The organism is Nocardia sp. NPDC052254 (assembly GCF_040679495.1).
Classification (GTDB): Bacteria; Actinomycetota; Actinomycetes; order Mycobacteriales; family Mycobacteriaceae; genus Nocardia.
This window is the reverse complement of record NZ_JBFAUW010000010.1, coordinates 203,336-227,545: the sequence shown is the minus strand read 5'-3', so window position 1 is coordinate 227,545 and position 24,210 is coordinate 203,336. Positions and strand designations below refer to the sequence as shown.

Annotated in this window: 21 protein-coding genes and 1 tRNA gene; 13 read left to right on the top strand and 9 right to left on the bottom strand. The window is 67.8% G+C overall.

Annotation, left to right across the window (positions count from 1 at the left end):
• Nucleotides 1–3 precede the first annotated feature (3 nt).
• Nucleotides 4–681, bottom strand: coding sequence for a lytic murein transglycosylase (locus tag AB0L57_RS24280; RefSeq protein WP_364966526.1), 678 nt, complete (start codon nt 679–681; stop codon nt 4–6).
• Between the two features lie 285 nt (nt 682–966).
• Here AB0L57_RS24280 and AB0L57_RS24275 point away from each other — a divergent pair, with 285 nt between their 5' ends.
• The 8 genes from AB0L57_RS24275 (at nt 967) to AB0L57_RS24240 (ending at nt 8,424) form a co-directional block, all read left to right on the top strand.
• On the top strand, nt 967–2,061 hold the full coding sequence (locus AB0L57_RS24275) for a TauD/TfdA family dioxygenase (RefSeq protein ID WP_364966290.1): 1,095 nt from the start codon (nt 967–969) through the stop codon (nt 2,059–2,061).
• Entirely contained in the window at nt 2,058–3,062 is a 1,005-nt protein-coding gene (locus tag AB0L57_RS24270) for an ornithine cyclodeaminase family protein (RefSeq protein WP_364966287.1), read from the top strand. Before AB0L57_RS24275 ends, AB0L57_RS24270 begins: the two co-directional genes overlap by 4 nt.
• A 25-nt stretch (nt 3,063–3,087) precedes the next feature.
• Nucleotides 3,088–4,437 (top strand): Y4yA family PLP-dependent enzyme, encoded by a 1,350-nt coding sequence (locus AB0L57_RS24265; protein WP_364966285.1) that lies wholly within the window; start codon nt 3,088–3,090, stop codon nt 4,435–4,437.
• Nucleotides 4,438–4,472: 35 nt separating this feature from the next.
• Complete coding sequence (locus tag AB0L57_RS24260) at nt 4,473–5,513, top strand: cysteine synthase family protein (RefSeq protein WP_364966282.1); 1,041 nt, start codon at nt 4,473–4,475, stop codon at nt 5,511–5,513.
• A 43-nt stretch (nt 5,514–5,556) separates the two neighbouring features.
• Nucleotides 5,557–6,951, top strand: coding sequence for an MATE family efflux transporter (locus AB0L57_RS24255; RefSeq protein ID WP_364966279.1), 1,395 nt, complete (start codon nt 5,557–5,559; stop codon nt 6,949–6,951).
• A 104-nt stretch (nt 6,952–7,055) separates the two neighbouring features.
• Nucleotides 7,056–7,508: a flavodoxin family protein gene (locus AB0L57_RS24250; protein ID WP_364966276.1), complete on the top strand. Its 453-nt coding sequence runs from the start codon at nt 7,056–7,058 to the stop codon at nt 7,506–7,508.
• A gap of 137 nt (nt 7,509–7,645) precedes the next feature.
• Nucleotides 7,646–8,122, top strand: a complete 477-nt coding sequence (locus AB0L57_RS24245; protein WP_364966273.1) for a hypothetical protein — start codon at nt 7,646–7,648, stop codon at nt 8,120–8,122.
• 5 nt (nt 8,123–8,127) lie between these two features.
• Nucleotides 8,128–8,424, top strand: coding sequence for an MTH1187 family thiamine-binding protein (locus AB0L57_RS24240; protein ID WP_364966271.1), 297 nt, complete (start codon nt 8,128–8,130; stop codon nt 8,422–8,424).
• Nucleotides 8,425–8,441: 17 nt separating this feature from the next.
• Here AB0L57_RS24240 and AB0L57_RS24235 read toward each other — a convergent pair whose 3' ends face one another.
• From AB0L57_RS24235 to AB0L57_RS24220, 4 genes are all read right to left on the bottom strand, one after another.
• Nucleotides 8,442–9,080: a MazG family protein gene (locus tag AB0L57_RS24235; protein WP_364966523.1), complete on the bottom strand. Its 639-nt coding sequence runs from the start codon at nt 9,078–9,080 to the stop codon at nt 8,442–8,444.
• A gap of 89 nt (nt 9,081–9,169) precedes the next feature.
• Entirely contained in the window at nt 9,170–12,784 is a 3,615-nt protein-coding gene (gene mfd, locus AB0L57_RS24230) for a transcription-repair coupling factor (protein WP_364966268.1), read from the bottom strand.
• A 304-nt stretch (nt 12,785–13,088) separates the two neighbouring features.
• Nucleotides 13,089–13,736, bottom strand: coding sequence for a ScbR family autoregulator-binding transcription factor (locus AB0L57_RS24225; protein ID WP_364966267.1), 648 nt, complete (start codon nt 13,734–13,736; stop codon nt 13,089–13,091).
• A 388-nt stretch (nt 13,737–14,124) separates the two neighbouring features.
• Nucleotides 14,125–14,739 carry a TetR/AcrR family transcriptional regulator gene (locus AB0L57_RS24220; protein WP_364966264.1) on the bottom strand — a complete coding sequence of 205 codons (615 nt, stop codon included), beginning with the start codon at nt 14,737–14,739 and terminating at the stop codon, nt 14,125–14,127.
• Nucleotides 14,740–15,282: 543 nt separating this feature from the next.
• Here AB0L57_RS24220 and AB0L57_RS24215 point away from each other — a divergent pair.
• The 5 genes from AB0L57_RS24215 (at nt 15,283) to AB0L57_RS24195 (ending at nt 19,339) form a co-directional block, all read left to right on the top strand.
• A tRNA-Gln gene (locus AB0L57_RS24215) sits at nt 15,283–15,353 on the top strand.
• A 218-nt stretch (nt 15,354–15,571) separates the two neighbouring features.
• Nucleotides 15,572–17,062, top strand: a complete 1,491-nt coding sequence (gene glmU / locus AB0L57_RS24210; RefSeq protein WP_364966261.1) for a bifunctional UDP-N-acetylglucosamine diphosphorylase/glucosamine-1-phosphate N-acetyltransferase GlmU — start codon at nt 15,572–15,574, stop codon at nt 17,060–17,062.
• Nucleotides 17,059–18,039, top strand: coding sequence for a ribose-phosphate diphosphokinase (locus AB0L57_RS24205; RefSeq protein WP_364966260.1), 981 nt, complete (start codon nt 17,059–17,061; stop codon nt 18,037–18,039). The genes glmU and AB0L57_RS24205 overlap by 4 nt, the downstream gene beginning before the upstream one ends.
• A 269-nt stretch (nt 18,040–18,308) precedes the next feature.
• Nucleotides 18,309–18,647: a hypothetical protein gene (locus AB0L57_RS24200; protein WP_364966258.1), complete on the top strand. Its 339-nt coding sequence runs from the start codon at nt 18,309–18,311 to the stop codon at nt 18,645–18,647.
• A 56-nt stretch (nt 18,648–18,703) separates the two neighbouring features.
• Entirely contained in the window at nt 18,704–19,339 is a 636-nt protein-coding gene (locus AB0L57_RS24195) for a DUF2461 domain-containing protein (RefSeq protein WP_364966255.1), read from the top strand.
• A 3-nt stretch (nt 19,340–19,342) separates the two neighbouring features.
• On the opposite strand, the gene egtD is transcribed toward AB0L57_RS24195, so the two are convergent.
• The 4 genes from egtD to egtA are packed head-to-tail and all read right to left on the bottom strand — an operon-like array spanning nt 19,343 to nt 23,937.
• Nucleotides 19,343–20,314 (bottom strand): L-histidine N(alpha)-methyltransferase, encoded by a 972-nt coding sequence (gene egtD, locus AB0L57_RS24190; RefSeq protein ID WP_364966252.1) that lies wholly within the window; start codon nt 20,312–20,314, stop codon nt 19,343–19,345.
• Nucleotides 20,311–21,273, bottom strand: a complete 963-nt coding sequence (locus AB0L57_RS24185) for an ergothioneine biosynthesis protein EgtC (protein WP_364966249.1) — start codon at nt 21,271–21,273, stop codon at nt 20,311–20,313. The genes egtD and AB0L57_RS24185 overlap by 4 nt, the downstream gene beginning before the upstream one ends.
• Nucleotides 21,273–22,610, bottom strand: a complete 1,338-nt coding sequence (gene egtB, locus AB0L57_RS24180) for an ergothioneine biosynthesis protein EgtB (protein ID WP_364966246.1) — start codon at nt 22,608–22,610, stop codon at nt 21,273–21,275. Before egtB ends, AB0L57_RS24185 begins: the two co-directional genes overlap by 1 nt.
• Before the next feature lie 40 nt (nt 22,611–22,650).
• The gene (egtA, locus tag AB0L57_RS24175) at nt 22,651–23,937 is read right to left on the bottom strand and encodes an ergothioneine biosynthesis glutamate--cysteine ligase EgtA (RefSeq protein ID WP_364966243.1); all 1,287 of its coding nucleotides are present in this window, start codon (nt 23,935–23,937) and stop codon (nt 22,651–22,653) included.
• Between the last annotated feature and the right edge of the window lie 273 nt (nt 23,938–24,210).

Sequence of the window (24,210 nt, the reverse complement as noted above, 5' to 3'; positions counted from 1 at the left end):
GGTTCATGCGCGGCGGCCGACGCTGTATGCCGCCGCCTTCGTCCGGACGGTCGCCATATAGGTCGTGGATTGGTTGTAGGTCAGGATCGCCTGCTGCCATCCCTGCGGGGTCCGCAGATCGCCACCGCTGGCGCAGAGGTAGCGCGCGGCGGTCAGCGACGCGTCATCGATGTTGTCCGGGTCGAGGCGGCCGTCACCGTTGGCGTCCACCCCCCAGTGCCGCCAGGTCTCGGGCAGGAACTGGAACGGCCCCTCCGCACGCACGTAGACCGGAGCGCCGGCGAGCTCGGTGGCGTCGCTGTCGAGAATCTTTGCGACACCGGGTGATCCGTCGAGCGGCACACCGCGGATCGGCGGCCGGACCTCACCGTCGGCGTCCAGATGCGACCCGCCGTGGCTACCGTGTTTGCTCTCCACCCGTGCGATACCGGCGATCGTGGTCCAGCCGATCCCGCACTCGGGTGCCGAACGGGCCATCACGGCCGCGGCATAGCCGTAGGCCGCCAGCGCCACGGTCGGGATTCCGAGCGTGTCGGATTGTCCAGCGGCCCAATCGTGCAATTGTTCGGCACTGCGACCGGGAGCGTCGAGATCGATGGGTGGCACCGGCGCGCCCACACCGGGCGGTATCCCGTCCGGAATCGGCGGCAGGTTGGTGATTCCGGAACATCCGGACAGCACTGCTGCCGTCGCGACGGCAGCGAAGGCGAGGGTCCGGAAACCGGAGACAGTCGGGCGCACCTTTCCATCATCCAGATTCCCGCGTGGGCGGTTACCGATCCGACCGGGCATCGGGAGGCCACGAGCACACGATCAGCTACCGTTCGGAACGGCCCGTCCATGCGCGAAAGCTATGTCCGTTCGCATTCTTTAGGTAAGCCTTGCTTAAGATATCCACAGCGACTAGCTTCGCTGACCGAGTCTTCACCACCTGCGTCATCCCCACTCCGAGGAAGGGAACTCCTGGTGAAAAACGTTCTCCGCGAACGTAAGACACCCCACTACGAAGAATACGAGAAGATCGACCGCCGCACACTTCCGGAAGAAGCAGCGGCGGCCGTGCTCTGTTCGGCCAGAGAGATCGCGCTCACAATCGATCACGGGCCCAGCACCGCCGATCTGCCGGCGACACTCGCCGATCCCATGCTGATCCGGCTGGTCGATGCGTACGCCGCCGACCTTCCGGCCGCGGTACGCGTCGCCCTCCGTCCGCCCGACACCGCCGCGGGCGCGGCGATCATCGGGCGGCTGGATGTGCCCGAGGCCGGCCTCGGTGCCACCCCGCACGATTGGCGCGAGGCCGCGAAATGCGCTCTGCCCGCGTCGTTTCACCTCGATATCGCCATGCTGCTGCTGGCGCGCTGCGCCGGTGAGCCCTTCGGCTGGCAGGGCCAGCAGGGCGGCCGGCTGGTCAACAACATCCTGCCCACCCCGGGACACGAGGACGAACAGTCCGGTGCGAGCAGTACCACCCTGCTCAGCCCGCACACCGAGGACGCCTTCCATCCCGAACGCGCACATCTGCTGCTGCTGGGCTGCCTGCGCAATCCGGAGAATGTCGGCACCACGATCTCCTCGGTGCGGCAGGTACGGCTCGAGCCCGAACAGCACCGGCTGCTCACCGAATCCACCCTGCCGATCCTGCCCGACGTCTCCTACGGCGAGGATTTCGGCGAACACCGCCCGGCGCCGGTGGCGACCATCGGCACCGGCGCGCACGGCCCGACGCTGCGCTACGACCCCGCCTACACCCCCCTCGACGAGGCCGATGACGAATACCGTTGCGCCTACTCCGAACTCGGTGCCGAACTGGAGCGCGTCTGCCACAGCGCGGCGCTGGCTCCCGGCGAATTGCTGCTGATGGACAATGATGTCGTCGTGCACGGCCGGGTTCCGTTCACACCCCGCTACGACGGAACCGACCGCTGGCTCAAACGGGTGAACATCCGGCTGACCCGGCACCGCGCATCGGCCGAGGCCGGTGAGAGCGGATACGGCCAGCGCACGGTTCGTCCGTTCCGGTCGAAAACCGCTGGGGAGCAGGACAGCTCGAACACATGAACCGAAGGAAAGCAGTGAGCCGACCCACACCGTTGCGCGTACTCAGCCGCAGCGATCTCGCCGATGTCCCGATCGCCCCGAGCGAGGTGGTACGCGCCGTGGAGGACGCCTATCTGGCGCTGGCGCAAGGCGAGTCGGACAACCCGCGCAAGCTCAGCGTGGCACATCCGGACGGCTGGTCGGTCGCCTACGCCATGCTGGGCCGCGACGGCCGCCGCCGGGTGGTCGCGATGAAGACCTCCTACAAATTCGATCCGAGCCACGACCGCAGCACCAAGCGGTACTACACCACCATCACGCTGTACGACGATGCGACCGGAACGCCGATCGCGATGATGGACTGTTCACGGGTGGGCGCCCTGCGCACACCCGCCGTCTCCGGCCTGCTGGTCCGCGAGACCGCCCGGCCGGGCGCACGCAGTGTCCTGCTGATCGGCACCGGCACCCAGGGCCGCAACGCACTGCCGCATCTGCTGGCCGCGAATCCGCAATTGGATCGGCTGATGGTCTACGGAACCCACACCGAGGGTCTGGCGGCGGTCGGCGAGTATCTGCGCACGCACGCGCCGCATCGTGAACTCGAGGTGGTCGACGACCCCTACGCGGCCGCCGCCACCGCCGACGTCGTGCTCGCGACGGCGGGCCCGGGCACCGAGGTGGCTCTCGAATCCTCCGATCTGGCACCGGGTTCGGTCGCGGTGCTGGTCGGCTACGGCCTGGCGCCGTCCGCCCTCGTCGATGCCGATCGGGTCGTCGCGACCAGCGCCGAGCAGATGGCGCTGACCGGCACCGACATGGCCGGACCGGACGGCCGGCTGCGGCCGGTGGACGCCGAACTGCCGGCGATCCTGAGCCGCCGCCTCCCGGCCCGCATCCGCCCCGACGAGCGCTTGTTCGTCTACAACAGCGGCCTGGTACTCACCGACGTCGCGGTCGCGCACGCACTGGCCGAACGCGCGATCGCCGAGGGACGCGGTACGGAGGTCCCACTGTGGGACTGACCTCGCGCCGGAACGGCCGGGACCGGTGACCGCGGACGCCACTGCGCGGTCGATCACCGCCGCACCGCTGCCCGCCCACCGCGCGGAATGGGAGCAGCGACTGCTGGCCGATCCGGATCTGCCGGGCGATATCGCCCACGCGATCGGCGGTCCGTTCCACGTGTTGTATCCGGAACAGGTGGGCGCCCTGATCGACGCCTTCACCGAGCAGTTCCGGCGCAGCGGTGTCGACGGAGCGATCTACTACGGCAAGAAGGCCAACAAATCCGCGGGCGTCGTCCGGGCCTGCGCCGAGCACGGCGCGGGCGCGGATGTGGCCAGCGCCGGCGAACTGACTTCGGCACTGGCACAGGGCATCCGGGGGCGCGATCTGATGGTGACCGGCCCCGCCAAATCCGACGATCTGCTCTGGCTCGCCGCCCGCCACGGGGCCCTGATCGCGATCGACGAGCCCGGCGAATTCGATCGGCTGGCCGCACTCGACGCCCCCGCGCGAGTGCTGCTGCGGGTGCTGCCGCCCGGTTCGGACAGCCGCTTCGGACTCACCGACACCGAGATCGAAGCGCTGTTGCTGCGCACCGACGCGACGTCGATCCGGGTGGAGGGGTTCAGTTTCCACCTCTCCGGCTACGATCCGATCGCCCGTTCGGAACTCGCCGCGGCCCTGATCGAGCGCTGCCTGCACGCTCGCACCCTGGGCCATCCGGTCACCACCATTTCCATCGGTGGCGGTTTCGGCGTGGAGTACCTGTCCGGCGACGCGTGGCGCGCCTTCACCGCCGGCCAGCACGCCGGCTGGTTCCACGCCGGGAAATCCTTCGGCTCCTATTACCCGTATCACCAGCGCCCGGCCGGTCCCGCGGCACTGGCCGCGATCCTGGACCACGGTGACCTGGCACGGGCCCTGCGCTCCGGCGCGCTGCGCCTCGCGATCGAGCCCGGGCGCGCCCTGCTCGATCGCGCGGGCAGCACCGTGTTCCGGGTCCAGGGCGTGAAAACCCGTACCGCGCATGCGCTTCCCTATCAGCTGCTCACCGTGGACGGCACCAGCCTGAGCCTGTCCGAGCAGTGGTTCGACAGCGAATACCTGCCCGACCCCGTGCTGTGGCCGATGCGACCGGGTGCGGTAACACCCGCGAGTGTCGGCGCCACCACCTGCCTGGAGTCGGACATGCTCAGCTGGCGGCGCATTCCGCTGCCACGCCCGGCCGTCGTGGGCGATCTGCTGATCTACCCGAATACGGCCGGCTATCAGATGGACTCCAACGAGTCGGCCTTCCACGAACTGCCGATTCCCCCCAAGGTGCTGCTGTCCGGCGGCACCGGATCGGATCCGGCCCGGCCGTCCCGGCTGCGCTGGACCCTCGAGCGTTGACCCACCCCACCACCACTGCCACGAGGAGACTCGCCATGCCGATCGTCACGCGCGTGACGGACCTGATCGGGAACACTCCCCTGTTCGAGCTGGCCGCCACGGCCGGCGGCACCCGGCTGTTACTCAAGCTCGAACAGTTCAATCCGACCGGTGCGGCGAAGATCCGGATGGCGCGCGAAATGGTGCTCGACGCCGAGCGGCGGGGTTTGCTGAAAGATGGCGGGCATATTATCGAGTCCACATCCGGAAATACCGGACTGGGACTTGCGGTGGTCGCGGCCGAGCGAGGCTACCGATTCACCGCGGTCGTGGACCACCACGCCTGTAAGGACAAACTGCGCGCGATGCGAGCCATGGGCACCGACCTCGTCTACGTCGCCGACGACGGGGACGACACACTATCCACCTCCGCCCGGGAGGATCTGGCCGAGGCGATGGCGGCCGCGCGACCGGACGCGTTTTTCACCGAACAGCACAACAACGATGCCAATCCGGTCGGCTACTACGCGGTCGCCGAAGAATTGCTGGAAGATCTCGGACACGTCGATATCCTGCTGTCCGCGGTCGGTACCGGCGGCTCGCTGTTCGGTACCGCGCGCCGGCTCGCCGACTTGGGACATCCCGCGCGGGTGATCGGCGTGGAGCCGGTCGGATCGATCGCCTTCGGTGGGCCGGGCGGGCCCTACTGGCAGTCCGGCACCGGAACCCCGCCGGGCGCGACCGTGGGTACCGCCGTGGACTATTCACTGCTGGACGAGGGCGTCACCGTCTCGGATGTGGACGCCTTCGCCACCGTCCGCGCGGTCGCACAGCGGTCGGGCCTGCTGATCGGCGGATCCGCGGGCGGCTCGGTTCATGTCGCGCTACAGCGGCTGGAGGAATTCGAGCCGGGTTCGACGATCGTGACGATCGTCTGCGACGGCGGCGAGAAATATCTCGACACCGTCTTCGACGACGAATGGATGAACGAGCGCGAGCTGCTGGACCACACCGCCGAACACGCCGTCACCGATCTGCTCGACCGGTACGCGCCGTCGACCGCGGCGAGCCGGCGAAATCTGGTCGGTGCGGAGTGAATCGCCCGATCGCCGAGGCGGCACGACATCCGGGGGTGCGGTGATGACGGCGATTCTGCTCCGTGGCGACAGCCGGCGCCTCACCGCACTCGCCACCCCGATCGCCCTGACCCAGCTGGCTCAGGTCGCGATCTCCACCACCAATATCGCCCTGATGGGCAGCCTCGGCGTCGACCAGGTGGCGGCCGGCGGCCTGGCACTGGTGTTGTTCAACCAGATTCGCACCATGTGCGTCGGCCTGATCACCGCCAGCGGTAATCAGGTCGCGACCGTACTGAGCCGGGCGGAGAAACAGAGCCGGTCCGCCGATGACGAGATCCGCGAGGTCGTGCGGTCGAGTTTCCTGATCGCGACGATCGCCGGGCTGCTGGGCGCGGCGATCCTGGTCGGCCTGGGCTGGTCGCTGCAGTGGCTGGGCCAGGACGCGACCGTACTCGCCGAGGCGCGGCCGATGATGGTGGCGCTGGCGCCGGGTCTGCTGCCCTGCCTGTGGTTCCAGGTCATCCGCCAATACACCGTCGGGATGCAGCGGCCACAGGCGCTGCTGGTGGTGACACTGGGGTCGGTGGCGGTGAATGTCGTTGTCGCCCTGGCGCTCATCCATGGCTGGGCCGGACTCCCCGCCCTGGGCCTGACCGGTGTGGGCGTGGCGTCCTCGCTGGTCTTCCTGCTCACCTTCGTGGTGTTCTGGACGATGGTGCGCCGGGACGGGGTACTGGGGCCGATGCTGCCGGTCCGAATATGGCCGGTGCGCCGACGCACCGTCGTCGCCGAACTGCGCCTCGGCACTCCCATCGCGCTCACCTACGGTTCGGAAGCGGGCATGTTCTCGGTGCTCGCGCTGGCGATGGGCACACTCGGGCCGGCCGCACTCGCCGCGCACAATGTCGTCTACCAGCTGGTCTACATCGTGTTCCAGATCGCGGTCGGACTCTCCCACGGGGCGTCCATCCTGGTCAGCCGCGCGATCGCGCGCGACGAGTATCGGCGCGCCCAGAATCTGGCCTGGCTGGTCCTGCGCCAGGCCGCGGTGGTGGCCGCGCTGGTCGGCGTGCTGTACGTGATGGCCCCCGATCTGGTGCTGCACCCCTTCCTCAGCGGCCACGACAGCGCCACCGCCGACCTCGCGCACAGCATGTTGCTGATCGCCATCGTGCTGCAGTTCTTCGATGCCGCCCAGAACATCGGCAACGGGCTGCTACGCGGGCTCAAAGACACCCGGGCCGGATTCCGGCTGTCGCTGGTGGGCTATTGGATCGTCGGGCTGCCGACCGCACTGATGCTCGCCTTCCCGCTCGGCCTGGGCGCGGCCGGAGTGTGGTGGGGCCTGACCGCCGGACTCGCCGCCACCGCGATCCTGATGTTGCGGCGATACTTCGCCCTGCTGCACCAGCGCGAGCGCGCCGAACCGCGGCAGTTGGCCGACAGCCTCAACTGACCCGGATGCGGTTCGGGGTGGGGCAGCACACGCCCGATTCCCCCTCGAATTAGGATAGGCTTACCAAAATTATTGGCACATGGTGAGTTCGAGGAGGAACAGCGGTGCGGATGGTGATCCTGTTCGGAACCGAGATGGGAACCGCCGAGCGGGCGGCCGAGGCCGTCGCCGACGTCCTGGCCGGCCGCGACGTCGCGGTCCACGACATGGCCGACTTCGACGTCGACGACCTGAACATCCAGGATTTCCACATCCTGGTCTGCTCCACCTACGGCTCCGGCGATCTCCCCACCGGCGCCGAACCCTTCTTCGAGCAGCTCGACGACCGGCTGCCGGATCTCACCGGCCTGCGCTTCGCGGTCTTCGGTCTCGGCGACACCGTCTACGGCGACACCTTCAATCGCGGCGGCGAGATCTGCGCGGAGAAGTTCGCCGCCCTGGGCGCGGTCCAGGTCGGCGAACACGGGCGCCACGACGCCTCGGAACCGACCCGGGCACACGAGCAGGCCCGGGTCTGGGCGCGCACGCTCCCGATCGGCACCCTCGCCGCCGTATGAATTCCGCTCCTGCCGCCATTTCACCAGCAGAGTTCCTGTGCCCCCGGGTACACCCCAGCGGGTAAGCGGCACAACGGTTTACACTGGGACCTCAGCCGCGGTGGCCGATACCGCGTGAGCCGACGTAAGGTGACGAGATGGTAGCCAGAGCCGGAGAACGTCAACAGCCTGCCACCGAACATCCCGAACTGGACGTGCTGCCGACCTGGCCACTGGATACCATCGCCAACCTGGTCACCACCGATCCCTCGCCGCACGCCATTCCCGTCAGCTGGCCGGTACGCGCCGGTGACAGGCAAATTCTGCTGAGCCTCAAATACGATCGTGGTTCGCTGGCCCGGCTGCGCAAGCGGCCCGATGTCGCACTGCTGATTCTCGGCGGCGGCAATGTGGCGCTGTGCGCCCGCGGCCGGGCCCGCGTCATCGCCGATCCGATGCCCGGTGCCGAGGACTACGTCGCGGTCGCCATCGATGTCGAGGTCATCGACGATCACCGCCAATCCGCCTTCGAGGTGGACCACGGCATCCAGCGCACGGTGCTCGACGAGCCGGAACTCGAATACCTCCGCTCGCGTGTCGCCACCCTGCAGGAGCTGGCCGCACAGCACAATTGACGGCCATGATCGCCGCCTTCTCGGTCACCCCGCTCGGCGTAGGCGCCGATGTGGGACGCGCCGTCGCCGAAGCCGTCCGCATCGTTCGCGCCAGCGGCCTACCGAACGAGACCAATGCCATGTTCACCACGCTCGAGGGTGACTGGGACGAGGTCATGTCCGTCATCAAGCAGGCCTCCGACGCCGTCCTCGCCGCGGCCCCGCGGTGCAGCCTGGTGCTCAAGGCCGATATCCGCCCGGGGGTCACCGGCGCGCTGACCAGCAAGGTCGAGACCGTGGAGCGATACCTCGCCGAGGGCTGACGGCTCCGAGTTCTCCGCTAGTCCACCGCGGGCCAGAACTCGCGCCACCGTTCCGCGCTCAGCGGTCCACGTTCACCACGCGCCTTTTCGGCGGCGTCCTCTGCCGCGCGGATACTGGCGGCAAAAGATAAGGCCGCCTTGCGCAGCCGCTCCTCGGCGCTCTCCGGCCCGCCCAGGGCGACCGCGCGCAGATCCCCCGGCACCAGATCCTCCGGCAGCCCCGCCTTGGCGCTGCGCGAGCGGATCTTCTCCGCGAGCGCCAGAGCAGGCTGGGCCATCGCGATACCGTCGAGGCAGGAGCGGCGGGCCTTCTCGGTGAGTTTGCGCTCCTCCCAAGCCTTTTCCTGGGCGGCGACCTTCGCGTCGACATCGGCGCCGACGTCGACGGCGGGATCGGTCAGATGCGGGCTGCGGTTCACCAGTTTGGCGACCAGCGCCGCGGCCACGTCCGCGACGGTGAATTCGCCTGCGGCCTCGGCGATCCGGGAGTGGAACAGTACCTGCAGCAGCAGATCGCCGAGTTCCTCCTTGATGGTCTCGGCATCCTCCTGCCCGATCGCATCGAGCAGTTCGTAGGTCTCCTCCAGCAGATACGGCCGCAGCGAGTCGTGGGTCTGAGTGACCTCCCAGCCGCCGAAATTCCACAGCCGGTCCATCACCTCGACGGCTTCCGCGAGCCCGTGCGCGATCCGCGCGGATTCGGCCGCGGTGCCGACGGCGCCGGTCCGATCCGGCCCGGCCCCGCTCACCCGACCGGTACCTCGACCGGCACCGACAGATCGACCATGCCCTTGGGTTTTCCGTCCAGCGTGAGCAGCAGATCGGCGACGAACTGCAACAGCCGCACATCGCGTACCCGGGACGCCCCCACACTGTCCTCCACACGTGGCAGCGGCAGTTGCACGATGCCCGTGGTGGGCCGGTAGCTCGCACTGGGATACAACCGCTTGAGCCGCATCTGTTTCGAATCCGGCAGCTGCATCGGCGAGACCTTCAGCGTGGTCCCGGTGACACCGGCCTCCTGGATGCCGTACTCGCGGCACAACAGCCGCAACTTCGCCACCGACACCAGGCGCCCGACCTCCACCGGCAACGGGCCGTACCGGTCGACGAGTTCATCCACCACCGCGCCGACCGCCGAATCGTCCTGAGCGGCTGCGAGTTTCCGATACGCCTCGAGCCGCAACCGCTCGCTGGCGATGTAGTCCGGCGGAATGTGCGCATCCACCGGCAGGTCGATCCGCACCTCCTTGACCTCTTCCTCGGTCGTGATCGGCCGGCCGTCGGCGGCAGCGCGGTAGGCCTCCACCGCCTCACCGACCAGCCGCACGTACAGATCGAATCCGACGCCCGCCACGTGGCCGGACTGCTCCGCGCCGAGAACGTTTCCGGCGCCGCGGATTTCGAGGTCCTTCATGGCGACCGCCATACCCGCACCCAGATCGGAGTTCTGCGAAATGGTGGCGAGGCGGTCGTAGGCGGTTTCGGTGAGCGGCTTCTCGGCCGGATACAGGAAGTAGGCGTAGCCACGTTCCCGGCTGCGCCCGACGCGGCCGCGCAGCTGATGCAGCTGGGAAAGACCCAGCGCGTCGGCGCGCTCGACGATCAGGGTGTTGGCATTGGAGATGTCCAGACCGGTTTCGATGATCGTGGTGCAGACCAGGACGTCGAATTCACGTTCCCAGAACCCCTGCACGGTCTTCTCGAGCACATCCTCGTTCATCTGCCCGTGTGCCACGGCGACACGCGCCTCGGGGACCAGATCGCGAATCCGCTTGGCCGCCTTGTCGATCGAGGAGACCCGGTTGTGCACGTAGAAGACCTGGCCGTCGCGCAGCAATTCGCGGCGCACCGCGGCGGCGACCTGCTTGTCGTTGTAGCCGCCGACGTAGGTGAGGACGGGGTGACGTTCCTCCGGCGGGGTGAGGATGGTCGACATCTCGCGGATTCCCGCCAGGCTCATCTCCAGGGTGCGCGGGATCGGTGTCGCGGACATGGTCAGCACGTCGACATGGGTACGCAGTGCCTTGATGTGTTCCTTGTGCTCGACACCGAAGCGCTGTTCCTCGTCGATGATGACCAGGCCGAGTTCCTTCCACCGCAATCCGGTCTGTAGCAGCCGGTGGGTGCCGACCACGATATCGACGTCACCGACGGCCATCCCGTCGATCACCTCGCGCGATTCGCCCGGATCGGTGAAGCGCGACAGGCCCTTGACGGTCACCGGAAATCCGGCCACCCGTTCGGTGAAGGTCTGCAGATGTTGTTGTGCCAGCAGCGTTGTCGGCACCAGCACCGCGACCTGTTTACCGTCCTGCACGGCCTTGAAGGCGGCGCGCACCGCGATCTCGGTCTTGCCGTAGCCGACATCACCGCAGATCACCCGGTCCATCGGGACCGCGCGCTCCATATCGGACTTCACCTCGGCGATCGCGGTGAGCTGATCGTGGGTCTCGGTGAACGCGAAGGCGTCCTCCATCTCCTGCTGCCACGGCGTGTCGGGCGCGAAGGCGTGGCCGGGCGCGGCCTGCCGCGCGGCATACAGCTGGACGAGTTCGGTCGCGATCTCCCGAACCGCCTTGCGCGCCTTGCGTTTCGTATTCGCCCAGTCCGAGCCGCCGAGCTTGGACAGGCTCGGCATCTCGCCACCCACGTAGCGCGACAGCTGATCCAATGAGTCCATCGGCACGAACAACCGGTCGCCCGGCTGACCACGCTTGCTCGGCGCGTATTCGATGACCAGATACTCCCGGCGCGCACCGCCGACGGTGCGCTCGATCATCTCCACGAACCGGCCGATGCCGTGCTGATCGTGTACGACCATGTCCCCGGCGGTCAGCGCGAGCGGATCGACCTGGTTGCGTCGCCGCGCGGGCAACTTCTTGCCCTCACCCGGTGCGGTGACCCGGTTACCGGTGAGATCGGATTCGGCGACCACGACCAGTTTCGCGTCGTCGAACACGATGCCGTCGTGCAGCGAACCACACAGCACCCCCACCAGCCCGCGCACCGGTTCGGCACCCGGCTCGAGGGGCGCCGCCGGTACATCGGCATCGGCGAGGCGTTCCTGAATACGTTGCGCCGTACCATGTCCCGCGACCACGATCACGGCGCGGCCGCCGGTGCCGACATGTGCGCGCAGTGACGCGAACACGGTCGCGACCAGTTCCTCGGAACCGCGTGCGGCGGGCGTGGACAGGACGGGCAGCACGATTTCGGCCGGATCGTCGGCCGCCAGCGGACTCAGGGTCCACCAGGGCAGTCCCCGATCCTCCGCATCGGCGCGGACGATGTCGAGTCCCCGGTAGGCCGAGGAGGCCAGATCCAGTCCGTGCGCGCCCAGCGGCGCGGCGCCGCCGAAGGAGGCCGCGGTCCACGACGCCTCGAGGAACTCCTGACCGGTGCGCACGAGATCGGCGGCCCGGGTACGGACCTTCTCCGGATCACACAGCAGCACTTGGGTTTCGGCCGGCACCACGTCGGTGAGCAATTGCAGTTCACCGGGCCGCAGGACCGGCAGCAACGCTTCCATGCCCTCGACCGGAATGCCCTGGGCCAGTTTCTCCAGCATTTCGACCAGTGCCGCATCCGCCGGATTGTCGGCGGCGACCTTGGCCGCGGTCTCGCGCAGCTCCTCGGTCAGCAACAGTTCCCGGCAGGGTTGCGCCACAACGAGGTCCACCTCGACCTCGGTGAGCGAGCGCTGATCGGCGACCGAGAACGCGCGCAGCTCGCTGATCTCGTCACCCCAGAACTCCACGCGCACCGGATGATCCGCGGTGGGCGGGAAGAGGTCGAGAATGCCGCCGCGGACCGCGAATTCACCGCGCTTGCCCACCATGTCGACGCGCTCGTAGGCGAATTCGACCAGTCGCGTGGCCAATTCGTCGAAATCGAATTCGGCGCCCACCCGCAGCACGACGGGTTCGATATCGCCCAGTCCACCGGCCATCGGCTGCATCAGCGACCGCACGGTGGTCACCACCACCCGCAGCGGTTCGGGATTGCCGGGATCCTCCGGATGCGCCAGCCGCCGCAGCACCTGCAACCGGCGGCCCACCGTGTCGGCACTGGGTGAGAGCCGCTCGTGTGGGAGCGTCTCCCACGAGGGGAACAGAGCCACGCCGCCCCCGATGATCTCGCCCAGTTCGACGGTCAGATCATCGGCCTCCCGCCCGGTCGCGGTGACCACGACCAGCGGCCGCGCCGCGGCCACCGTCGCCGCCACGAACGGCCGGATCGCCGAGGGCGCGACAAGTTGCACCGACGTCCGCCCGATCAGCTCCCGAACCCGGGCCATCGCGGCATCGGTACCGGCCACCTCGGCCAGTCCCGCAAGAGGTGGACGACGGCTCGGCATGAAAGAACTCCCAAATGCGCAGACAGCGAATAGACCGGCCCACCGAGTCTAGTTGTGGGCAAACACCCCCAGCACGGTGGTCCCGAATACGTCGACAACCGACCGAAGGCCCGAACCTCCTCCGGTAACCGGAGGCCAGGAGCACTCCACCCGGGTCAGCGTTTCCGAGATGGTCCACCCGGGTGGTTTTCGGCCCGCCTCGATTGTGGCGCGACGGAGGGAGGGAGCGCAGCGACCGACCGTAGGAGTGAAAAATCGAGGCCGAGGGGCCGAAAAACCTGCCGGAGCGACGCGGAGGCCAGAACTACGGCACGTACCGGCGGAGGCGCCGGGCCGCGAACTCCCTGAAGTAGGCGACCTTCTCGGCCGGCACGATCGACGGCAGCAGAAAGTACCACATCCGTTCCATCCGCACCGCCATCTGATCGATGGATTCGGTGCCGACCGCCGTGATGTGCACTCCGGCCGTCATCTCCTGCAGGAGCAGGCCGATGGTCTCCGGATCGAGTTCGGGCTGGAGATCGCCTTGCGCGATGGCGCGTTCGGAGAGCAGGCGGTGGGTCTCGCCCCAGTTCTTGGTGACGTTCTCCCCGGAGGCGCCGCGATAGTCACCGATCTGGTGGGTGAGTTTGAGACTGGCACCGACCATCGGATCGTTCATGGTGAGGTCGGCGACCACATAGGTGATGCCGATCGCCGCCTCGAGGGCGGGTACCCGGGGGTCGAAGAATCCCTGGCACGCGTTGACCAGTCGCTCGTTGCCCTGATCGACCACGGCGCGGGCGAGTTCTTCCTTGGAACCGAAGTGGAAGTACAGCGCACCCTTGGTGACGTTGGACTGCGAAATGATCTCGCTCAGGCTCGCATTCGCGTAACCGAGTCGCAGAAAGACGTCGGCCGCGCCTGCCAGCACCGAATCGCGAGTGATTTCCGCACGCGCTTGCCTAGCCATCAGATCCGCCTGTCCTCAAACCAGCCATCCTGAAGTAGACCGATATCCCGAAGTTGACCGACATCACAGCTCGAACAGCACTTGAAGGATGGGTGAACCGTACCATCCGACCGCCCGCCGCCAACGGAATCGAGCATTAAGACCAGTCTCCTTCGCAAATCCTGGGTTAACCGTCCAGTTCGGCCCGTGTTTACCCCACCGGACCAACCGCTGCTGCCCCCACTGAACCCCTAATCCCCGCCGTCCCGCCTGTATCTCCCCCGCGGTCCCGCCTGAATCACTCCCACCGTCCCGCCTGAATCACTCCCACCGTCCCGCCCTGTATCTCCCCCACCATCCCGCCTGTGCTCTTCCCCCGTCCGACCCGTTGACGCTCCCCTCGCCGCGATCAGAGCCCGTTGCCGCTCGGCCATTCGGAGGCGAGCTGGGGGTCGGCCTCGAGGTGCGCGAGCCCGTTCCAGCACAGATTCACCAGATGCGCGGCGACCACTTCCTTGGTGGGTTCCCGCGCGTCGAGCCACCAGGTCGCGGCGGTCGCGACCATGCCGACCAGCGCCTGGGCATAGAGGGTGGCGAGACTGGGATCGAGGGCGCGGCGGCCGAAATCACCGGCCAGGATGTGCGCGACCTGATTGACCGCCTCGTTCAGCAGACTCGAGTAGGTTCCGTCGGCCGCGGCGGCGGGCTGATCGCGCATCAGGATGCGGAAACCGTCGGTCCGTTCCTCGATATAGGTCAGCAGCGCCAGCGCAACCTGTTCCAGCCGGACCCGGGACCGATTCTGGGTCAGCGAGGAGGTGATCATGTCCAGCAGTGTCGACATCTCCCGGTCGACCACGACCGCGTAGAGTCCTTCCTTGCCCCCGAAGTGTTCGTAGACAACCGGTTTGGACACCTGCGCGCGCTGGGCGATCTCTTCGATGGACGTGGCGTCGTACCCGCGCTCGGCGAACAGTGTCCGACCGATCTCGATCAATTGCTGCCGCCGCTGGGTGCCGGTCATCCGTGGACGCGGCGTCCGATTCACATCACCCGAAGTCACTCCCCCGCCTCTCCGCGAATTTTTCCGGTCGCAAGCGCATGGAGTTTTCTCGACCGGGCCGACGGTCGGCAGCTTACTCCAGGTCAGGGGGCACCCAACGAGTTACCCGCATGCTTCCGAGACCGCGCGTCATGTTTCTCGATACGGTGTTTCACCGGCGTGGAGGACCACCGAGGCTAGGTCTGAGCAGGCAAGATCTGGCGGCGATTCGAAGTGCGGCGGACCGGCTTTCGCGCCGGTTCTCGCGAGCACAGTCGGCGACTCGCCGGGCACGCGCTCCCCGTCCGCGGCGCCCGGGAAAGAGCTCCGCACCACCGATTTCGCAAGCACACGGGTAACTCACCGGATACATCCGGCCCCGGCCTGCACCTCACCGGGAGCCCGGTCGGAAAAATTCCCGGCTCCCGCGAACGGCAAAATTCGCGGAGAGGCGGCCCAGCGTGCGAGGATCTATCCGCATGCCGTGGCGTGGCGGTGGATCCGAGTGGTCCGCCGGTGCGACAATCCGCCGTAGTGTAATGGCAGCACCACTGATTTTGGTTCAGTTAGTTCAGGTTCGAGTCCTGGCGGCGGAGCTGGCGATGGGGCTGTGACCTGCGCGGATATTGTGGCAAGCCCCGAGCCGATCGCTACCGGCGGTGACTTCCCGATCCCCCGAACGACTGTGTCGCCGGGCCCGGGTTCGGGTGCACTAGGGTGTGGGCGGTCGGCGCGCCGCCGGCAGCCGAGTGCGCTGTCAGCCAGGACAGCTCACCAGCACGATGACAGGCATACAGGCAGCCGAGGGAGATCCATGCCACAGCAGACCGCCGTCGTCGTTCTTGCCGCCGGTGCCGGAACTCGAATGCGGTCGAAGACACCCAAAGTGCTGCATTCGCTGGCCGGTCGCACCATGCTCGAGCATGCGTTGCACGCGGCGAACGAGATCGACCCCACCGCACTGATCACGGTGATCGGCCACGATCGCGAGCAGGTCGGCGCAGCGGTGAATTCCGTTGCGGCGGAACTGAGTCGCCACATCGTCTCCGCCCTCCAGGAACAGCAGCTCGGCACCGGGCACGCCGTGCAGTGCGCACTGACCGCGCTACCCGAGGACTTCACCGGGGATCTGCTCGTCACCTCCGCCGACGTGCCGTTGCTGGACGGGCACACGCTGTCCGCGCTGCTGGACGAACACCGCAGCTACCACCCGCGGCCGGCGGTCACGGTGCTGACCTTCGTCCCCGAGGACCCCAACGGCTACGGCCGCATCGTGCGCGACGAGGACGGTGGTGTCCTCGAGATCGTGGAGCATGCCGACGCCAGTCCCGAACAGGCCGCGATCGGCGAAGTCAATTCCGGCGTATACGTTTTCGACGTCACCGTGCTGCGGAAGATGATCAACCGGCTCACCACCGCGAACGCCCAGCACGAGCTGTATCTGACCGATGTGCTGAAGCTGGCGCGCGAGGCCGGCCATCCGGTCCACGGCGCCCGCCTGGTCGATGCCGCGAAGGTGACCGGGGTCAACGACCGGGTGCAGATGGCCGCGGCGGCCCGCACACTCAATCGCTACATCGTCGAGCGCCACATGCGTGCCGGTGTCACCGTGATCGATCCGGCCACCACGTGGGTCGACGCCGGGGTTCGGATCGGCCGCGACGCCGTCATCCGGCCCGGTGTGCAACTGCTGGGCGCGACCGTGATCGGCGAGGATGCCGAGGTCGGTCCCGATTCGACACTGACCGATGTGGTGGTCGGCGAGGGCGCGAAGGTGATCCGGACACACGGTGAGGGCGCGACCATCGCCACCGGTGCCACCATCGGGCCGTTCGCGTATCTGCGCCCCGGGACCATCGTCGGGGAGTCCGGCAAATTGGGTGCGTTCGTGGAAACGAAGAATGCCAGCATCGGCGCGCATTCCAAGGTTCCGCATCTGACCTACGTCGGCGACGCCACCATCGGCGAGTACAGCAACATCGGCGCATCGAGCGTGTTCGTCAACTACGACGGCGTGACCAAACATCACACGGTGATCGGTTCGCACGTCCGCACCGGCAGCGACACGATGTTCGTCGCACCGGTGACGGTCGGCGACGGCGCGTATTCGGGTGCGGGTACTGTGCTGCGTAGAAACGTTCCGCCGGGGGCGCTCGCCGTATCGGGCGGAGCACAGAAGAACATTGAGGGCTGGGTGCAGCGGTACCGTCCCGGGACGGCCGCGGCGCAGGCGGCGGCGGAGGCTATCGCGGCCGACAACAGGGCGAGTCAGGCAATCGAGCAAAAGGATGGCAACACAGAGTGACCGCGTTCTCGACCGACAACCAGAAGAACCTGATGCTGTTCTCGGGGCGTGCTCACCCCGAGTTGGCGGAGCAGGTCGCGAAGGAACTCGACGTCGCGATCACACCGCAAACCGCTCGCGAATTCGCCAACGGCGAGATCTTCGTGCGGTTCGAGGAGTCCGTGCGCGGCTCGGATGCCTTTGTGCTGCAGAGCTTTCCGGCACCACTGAATCAGTGGCTGATGGAACAGCTGATCATGATCGACGCGCTCAAGCGCGGTTCGGCCAAGCGCATCACCGCCGTGTTGCCGTTCTACCCCTATGCCCGCCAGGACAAGAAGCACCGCGGTCGTGAGCCCATCTCCGCGCGTCTGGTCGCCGACCTGCTCAAGACCGCCGGTGCGGACCGCATCATCACCGTCGATCTGCACACCGACCAGATCCAGGGCTTCTTCGACGGCCCGGTGGACCACATGCACGCGCTGGTCCAGCTGTCGGAGTACGTGCGCAACCACTACAGCACCGACAACTGCACCATCGTCTCCCCCGACGCGGGCCGCGTGAAGGTCGCCGAGAAGTGGGCCGACGCGCTGGGTGGCGCCCCGGTGGCCTTCATCCACAAGACCCGCGACCCGCTGGTGCCGAACCAGGTCAAGTCGCACCGCCCCGTCGGTGACGTCGCGGGCCGCACCTGCATCCTGATCGACGACATGATCGACACCGGTGGCACCATCGCCGAGGCCGTGCGCGTGCTGCGCGAGGCCGGTGCGGGCGATGTGGTCATCGCCGCCACCCACGGCGTGCTGTCGGCCCCCGCGGCCGAGCGGCTGGCCTCCTGCGGCGCCAAAGAGGTCATCGTCACCAACACCCTGCCGATCACCGAGGACAAGAAGTTCCCCTCGCTGACCGTGCTGTCGATCGCGCCGCTGCTGGCCCGGACGATCCGCGAGGTCTTCGAGAACGGCTCGGTCACCGGCCTCTTCAACGGCAGCGCTTAGGCTGGGCCGCCTCCCGGGACTTTTGCGTGCCGTGAGGTGGTCGGTGGCTTCGGCTCCCGGTCTCACCTTGTCGCCGTGGGGAGTTCTGGGCGTGCCCGGTGAGTTACCCACATGCTCGCTGGATCAGTGGTCTCGTTGGATTCTTCCGACGGGGCCACTGGTCATTTTGCGACCCTCCAAGCGCTCGAGCAGCGGTTCTATTCACTTCAGCCTGGGGCGGCGGTAGCGTTGAGGGAGGGTACGCCGGATTGCTGGTGGTGTGCCTGCCCGTGAGAGAGGCGAGCTTCGGGATGGCCGACGAGCGCGAGGAGTTCCGTTTGACGGACGAGGTGTTCGATATGGACGACGAAGACCGCGAGGATCTGGACTACGACCTCGGCGATGACGAGCAGGCCGATGAGATTCGTGAGTATCAGCGTTATATCGACGATCCCCCGCAGGATCTGGTGATCGAGTACCACGAGAACAACGACGACGGCCGGCTCGGGATCAAGAGCGAGTTGGACCAGGAGTGGACGCGGCGGCGACATCGTGACGAGGAGCGGGCCGAGGACGATCGGCCCGCCGAGGTCGCGGCCATCGAGGTGGTCGACGAACCCGGCGACTGACCGGCGGCCCGGCGCCCGGCGATTTCCCCGTCGGACCGGGGCACTAGATTGGCGGAATGAGCGGATTCGCGGGGTTCCCGTTCGCCGGGCTGGACTTCTACGAAGATCTGGAAGCCGATAATTCGAAGGCTTTCTGGACCGCGCACAAGCATGTCTACGAGGCGTCGGTGCGCGCGCCCATGCTGGCGCTGACCACAGAGCTCGAAGATGACTTCGGGACGGCGAAGCTCTTCCGGCCGTATCGCGATGTGCGGTTCGCGAAGAACAAATCGCCCTACAAAGAGCATCAGGGTGCGTTCGTCGCGGTCGCCCCGGGTACCGGATGGTATGTGCAGATCGGGGCGCCCGGACTGTTCGTGGCGGGCGGCGTGTACGCCATGACGCCGGAGCAGCTCGCGCGGTTGCGAACCACGATCGACGACGATGTCCGCGGGCCCGAACTGCAGCGCCTGCTCGACGAATTGACCACGGCGGGTTACGAAGTCGGCGGCGATCAGCTCAAGACCCGCCCCAAGGGCTATGCCGCCGACCATCCGCGTATCGATCTGCTGCGGCACAAATCGCTGGTGGTGCGCCGGAACTTCGGTGCACCGGACTGGCTGAAGACTTCCCGCACCGGCACCGAGGTCCGCACCGCCTGGGAGGCGATGCGGCCCCTGGTGGACTGGCTGGGCGCGGTTCTCGGTCCCTGACGGTCAGCGCCGCTCGGCGAGCACCAGTACGAAACGATCGTCCGGATCGGTCCACACCTGTTCGGTCGTGAACCCGGCGGCCGCCAATTCCTGCGCCAGGCCGTCGAGCCGGAACTTCGCGGAGATCTCCGTGCGCATCTGCTCGCCGGCCGCGAAGTGTACGACCAGGCCGAGGTCCGCGATCGACACCGTCATATCGCGAGTGGCCTCCAGGCGCATCTCGATCCATTCGTTGTCGGCGTCCCAGTGCGCGATATGGGTGAAGGCGTCCGGATCGAAATCGGCGTGCAGCCGAGAGTTCAGTACGTGCAGCACATTCCGGTTGAATTCCGCCGTCACCCCCGCGGCATCGTCGTAGGCGGGCACCAGGACGGCCGGATCGGTGACCAGGCCCGCACCGAGCAGCAGTTGTTCACCGGGTTCGAGCACCCGCTGAATACCGGCGAGGAATTCGGCCTGTTCGGCGGGCACGAGATTGCCGAGGGTGCCGCCGAGGAAGGCGATCGTCCGGCGCCCGCCCCGGGGCAGATTGTGCAGGGTATCGGTGAAATCGCTGACCACGCCGTGCACCGCGAGATTCGGGAATTCGACCCCGATCTGCGCGGCGGCGCCGCGCAGCGCCGATACCGAGACATCCTGCGGTACATAGGTCTTCAACGGCCCCTCGGACAACATGGCCGACAGCAGCAACCGGGTCTTGGCCGCCGAGCCCGCGCCCAGCTCCACCAGCACCTCGGCCTGCGCGATCCGGGCGATATCGCCGACCACCCGTTCCAGCAGCGCGCGCTCGGTCCGAGTCGGGAAGTATTCGGGCAGCTCGGTGATGGCCTCGAAAAGCTCACTGCCGCGGGCATCGTAGAACCATTTGGGCGGCAGGGTCTTCGGCGTCGCGGTCAGTCCGCTCCGCGCGTCCGAACGCAGGGCGACGGCGAGGTCCTCGTCGGTGAGGTGGACTTCCAGCGTCGGTTCGATCATGAACGCGCCCTTTCGGATTCATCGGGTCCAGCGGAGAGAAGAGAGGGTCGGCTGTCGAGGGATGTGACGGTCAGATGACCGGGCCGCATGGTCAGTACCTGCCGATCGGCGATGGGCCGCCAGCGCGGATCGTCGTCATAGGGTTCGGACGCGACGACTGCGAGCTCATCGGTGACCAGTACCGACAGGGAGTGATACACGGTTGTCGCCCAGAGGGTTCCGCCATCGGCGAGCAGGAGGTTCAGCCGTGCGGCGGGGGCGCGCGCGAGGATCGCGAGCGCCGTCCCCGCCAGAACATCGGCGACCTCGTCCGTGGCGACGCTCGCATCCGCACGCGGCTCGCTCATATCTCCGGTTCGCGCCTCGACCGCGCCTGTTCGTCCCGACAGGGCCGCGCGCACGATCACCCAGAGCGCCGCCGAATCGGTCGCGGCTTCGGCCGTCAGCAGATCCGGCGCACCGAATTGCGCTGCCACCTCGGGCAATACCGCGCGCCACTCGGGGATCACACCGTTGTGGCTGAAGGCCCAGCATCCGTCGACGAACGGCGCGCAGGCGGAACGCTCGACCGGCATACCGACCGTTGCCGATCGCACCGCCCCCAGCACCGCCGTCGACCGCAATTGCGGCAGGACCTCGTCCACGGCGGGATCGGTCCAGATCGGTGCGGGGTTGCGATAGCGGCTGGCCCGCAACCGGATCGGCGCCCGACCGCCGATCCGCCCGGGACCTGCCTCGGTGCCGTCGCCGATGCCCGCGCGGCCGGCACCGTCACCGATGTCGGCGGTGGCGACCACCTCCGGAACCCACCAGGCGACACCGAAACCGTCGGCGTTGATGGTGCCGCCGCGGCGCATGTCCGTGGGCGCCCACGCCTGGGTGCGCAGGGAATGCGGCCCCCGCGTGAGGATTTCCCCCACCGCGGCCGGTGGCCCCAGATAGCCGAGGTGCCGGCACATCAGCGCTCGTCCGGTCGCAGATCACGGGCCAGGCGAAACCCGGAGAAGATCTGCCGCCGGATCGGATGATCCCAGTTGCGGAAGGTGCCGCGGCAGGCGACGGGATCGGTACCGAACGAACCACCACGCAGGACCCGATAGTCACCGCCGAAGAACACCTCGGAGTACTCGCGATACGGGAAGGCGCCGAAGCCCGGATACGGCTCGAAACCCGAGGAGGTCCACTCCCACACGTCACCGATCAGTTGATGCACCCCGCCCGGGGAGGCACCGGCCGGATAGGCGCCCACATCCGCCGGTTCCAGATGACGCTGGCCGAGATTGGCGGTGCTCTCGCCCGGATCCGCATCACCCCACGGGTAGCGGCGCGACCGGCCGGTGGTGGGATCGAAACGCGCGGCCTTCTCCCATTCGGCCTCGGTGGGCAGCCGCTTGCCGGCCCAGTTGGCGTACGCCTCGGCCTCGAACCAGCACACATGCACCACCGGCTGCTGCGGACGCACCGGGCGCACGCTACCGAAAGCCCTTCGCCACCAGCGATTGTCGGAGTCGAGCTCCCAGAACTGCGGAGCCCGCAGATCCGATTCGACCCGATGCGCCCAGCCACGCGACGACCACAGCTCCCGGCGCCGGTATCCGCCGTCGTCGATGAATGCCTGATATTGCGCATTCGTGACCGGGGCGGCGTCGATCGCGAATCCGGGCACGTGCACCCGATGCTCGGGCCTTTCGTTGTCCAGCGCCCACGGGTCGGTGGAGGTACCCATCACGAATTCGCCTGCGGGAAGGACGACCTCGTCACCGACCGCGACCCGGGCACCGGGTGCGGGCGGGGCCGAGAGTGCGACCGGGCCGCGGCGTAGCTGATGAGTGGCCAGCATGGTCTCGTCGTGTTGCTGTTCGTGCTGGGCGATCATTCCGAAGGCGAAACCGCTGTCCACCAGACGATCTCCGCGCAAGGGACTGGTATCGAGGACATCGAGGACCTTTTCCCGGACGGTCCCCACATAGCCGCGAGCCTGGGCCGGATCCAGCAGTGGCAGGGCCGGGCGATCGGCGCGGGGGTGACGGAACGCGTCGTAGAGATGGTCGATGTCGGCACGCACCGGCTCGCGAGCACCGACATCGCGCACCAGCCACAGCTCTTCCTGGTTGCCGATATGAGCGAGGTCCCACACCAGCGGGCTCATCAACGGTGAATGCTGGGCGACCAGTTCCGCCTCGTCGACCGCCTCGGTCAGCAGGGTCGTACGGGCGCGGGACCTGGTCAGAACCTCCGCGATCCGGGTGCGCAGACGCTCCGTCTCGGCGCGATCGTTTCCGGTGTGTGTGGTCATCGACGTTCTCCCCACAGTCGTGCCGGGTGGCTCATCATGGTCATTCGGCATCTCCTGCGGGCTCACAGCGAGCGATCGCACCGCCGGGCGTGCGCCCCTCGCGACAGCGGCGCACCGCGGCACCGATCTGGTCGGCCGCGTCATCGGTACGGGCGTGTTCGGCGGCCAGCGCCAGCAGCGCCACCGCGACCTCGCGGATCTGCGGATCGGCCAGACCACAGCGTGCCGCCATGGCCCAGTCGTCGGCGACCGGTTCGGCCACCGCGGCCGCCTCGGCCACCACCGCCGGTGCCGACATCAGCGCGTCGACCGCATGGATCGGCACCGTCCACTGCTCCTCGGGCTGGGCGTCGAGGTACCGGATCTCCAGATGTCCGGACGCGCGGACCTGCGGAAAAATCGTGGTGAGGTGGTAGTCGAGGTCTTCGCGCTCCGGTCGCCGGCCGATCTCCTCGTCGAGCGCACCGCACAGCCAGTCGGCGAAACTCGCCCCTGGCGGCGCCGTCCAATCCGTCTCGGAGCCGCCGCGCCGCACACACAACAGCGGGACATCCAGCGCCCACCGGCCGTAGTCGGTGATCGGATCGTTCCAGTTCCGCACCGGCGGCCGGGTGCGGGTGTGGTCGAGCCGCAGCCAGGTCCGCATTCGCTGCGAAGCCCAGGTACCGGCGGGGGCACCGCGCAGTCGCGGGGAACAGGCGAAGGCCGCGAGCAACGCCGGGCCGATCGTGTAGAGCGCGTTCCACCGGGCGGCGATTTCGGCACGATCGGCGCCGGCATCCACGCTGACCTGCGTGGCGGCCGTATTGCACATCATGAGTTTGCCGTACGGTCCGACACCCGCGAACGACCGTTCCATCGCTCGATAGCGGGGCAGCCGGAGGACTCGGCGAGCCCGGCGATCCGGGTCCGCGGCGCCGGAAATGATTCGAATGGACCGGGTTTCGAGCAAACCGGACAAGAATTGAGAATCCTCGAGCAGCCGGGCACACAGCTGCGAGGCATCGTCGAAGGGGGCGCTGGAGAGTTCGACCTGACCACCGGGTTCGAGGGTGATCCGGCTGCCCCCGGGAAGCACTTTGGCGGGAGAATCGGGCGAAATGGACTGCGGTGCATAGGGACCCAACGCGTCGGCCAGCATCGACAGCCGCGGACGCGAATCCGACGCCGAAGACACACCACACGCGGTGAGCCACTCCAGTTCGGCGCCGATGAGTCTGGGCGGCCCCTGCTTGAAGCAGACACCACCCACATAAGCCTCCGCCACGGCCCGCGACGACAAACCCACACCCGGCTCAGCCGGTGCCTTGTCCACAGTTACCGCCATGCCAACCTCCGCTCAGCCCGCACAGGGTCGACCACCGCCCCGGTCCGGCCGGTATCGCGTGTAGCCGTACAACAGAAGACCACGCCAGGTTCTTCCACCGACTCGAACCAGATTAGTCGCGGCCACCGACAGGAAATCTGACGAAACGGTGAACAGCCTGGTCACGGCCGGACCGACAACACCACCGCGCCCGCCGAACGGCGCTGTTCGAGCCCGCGGCGGCGAGCGGCGGCGGCAGCGGCGGCAGCGGCGGCAGCGGCGGCAGCGGCGGCA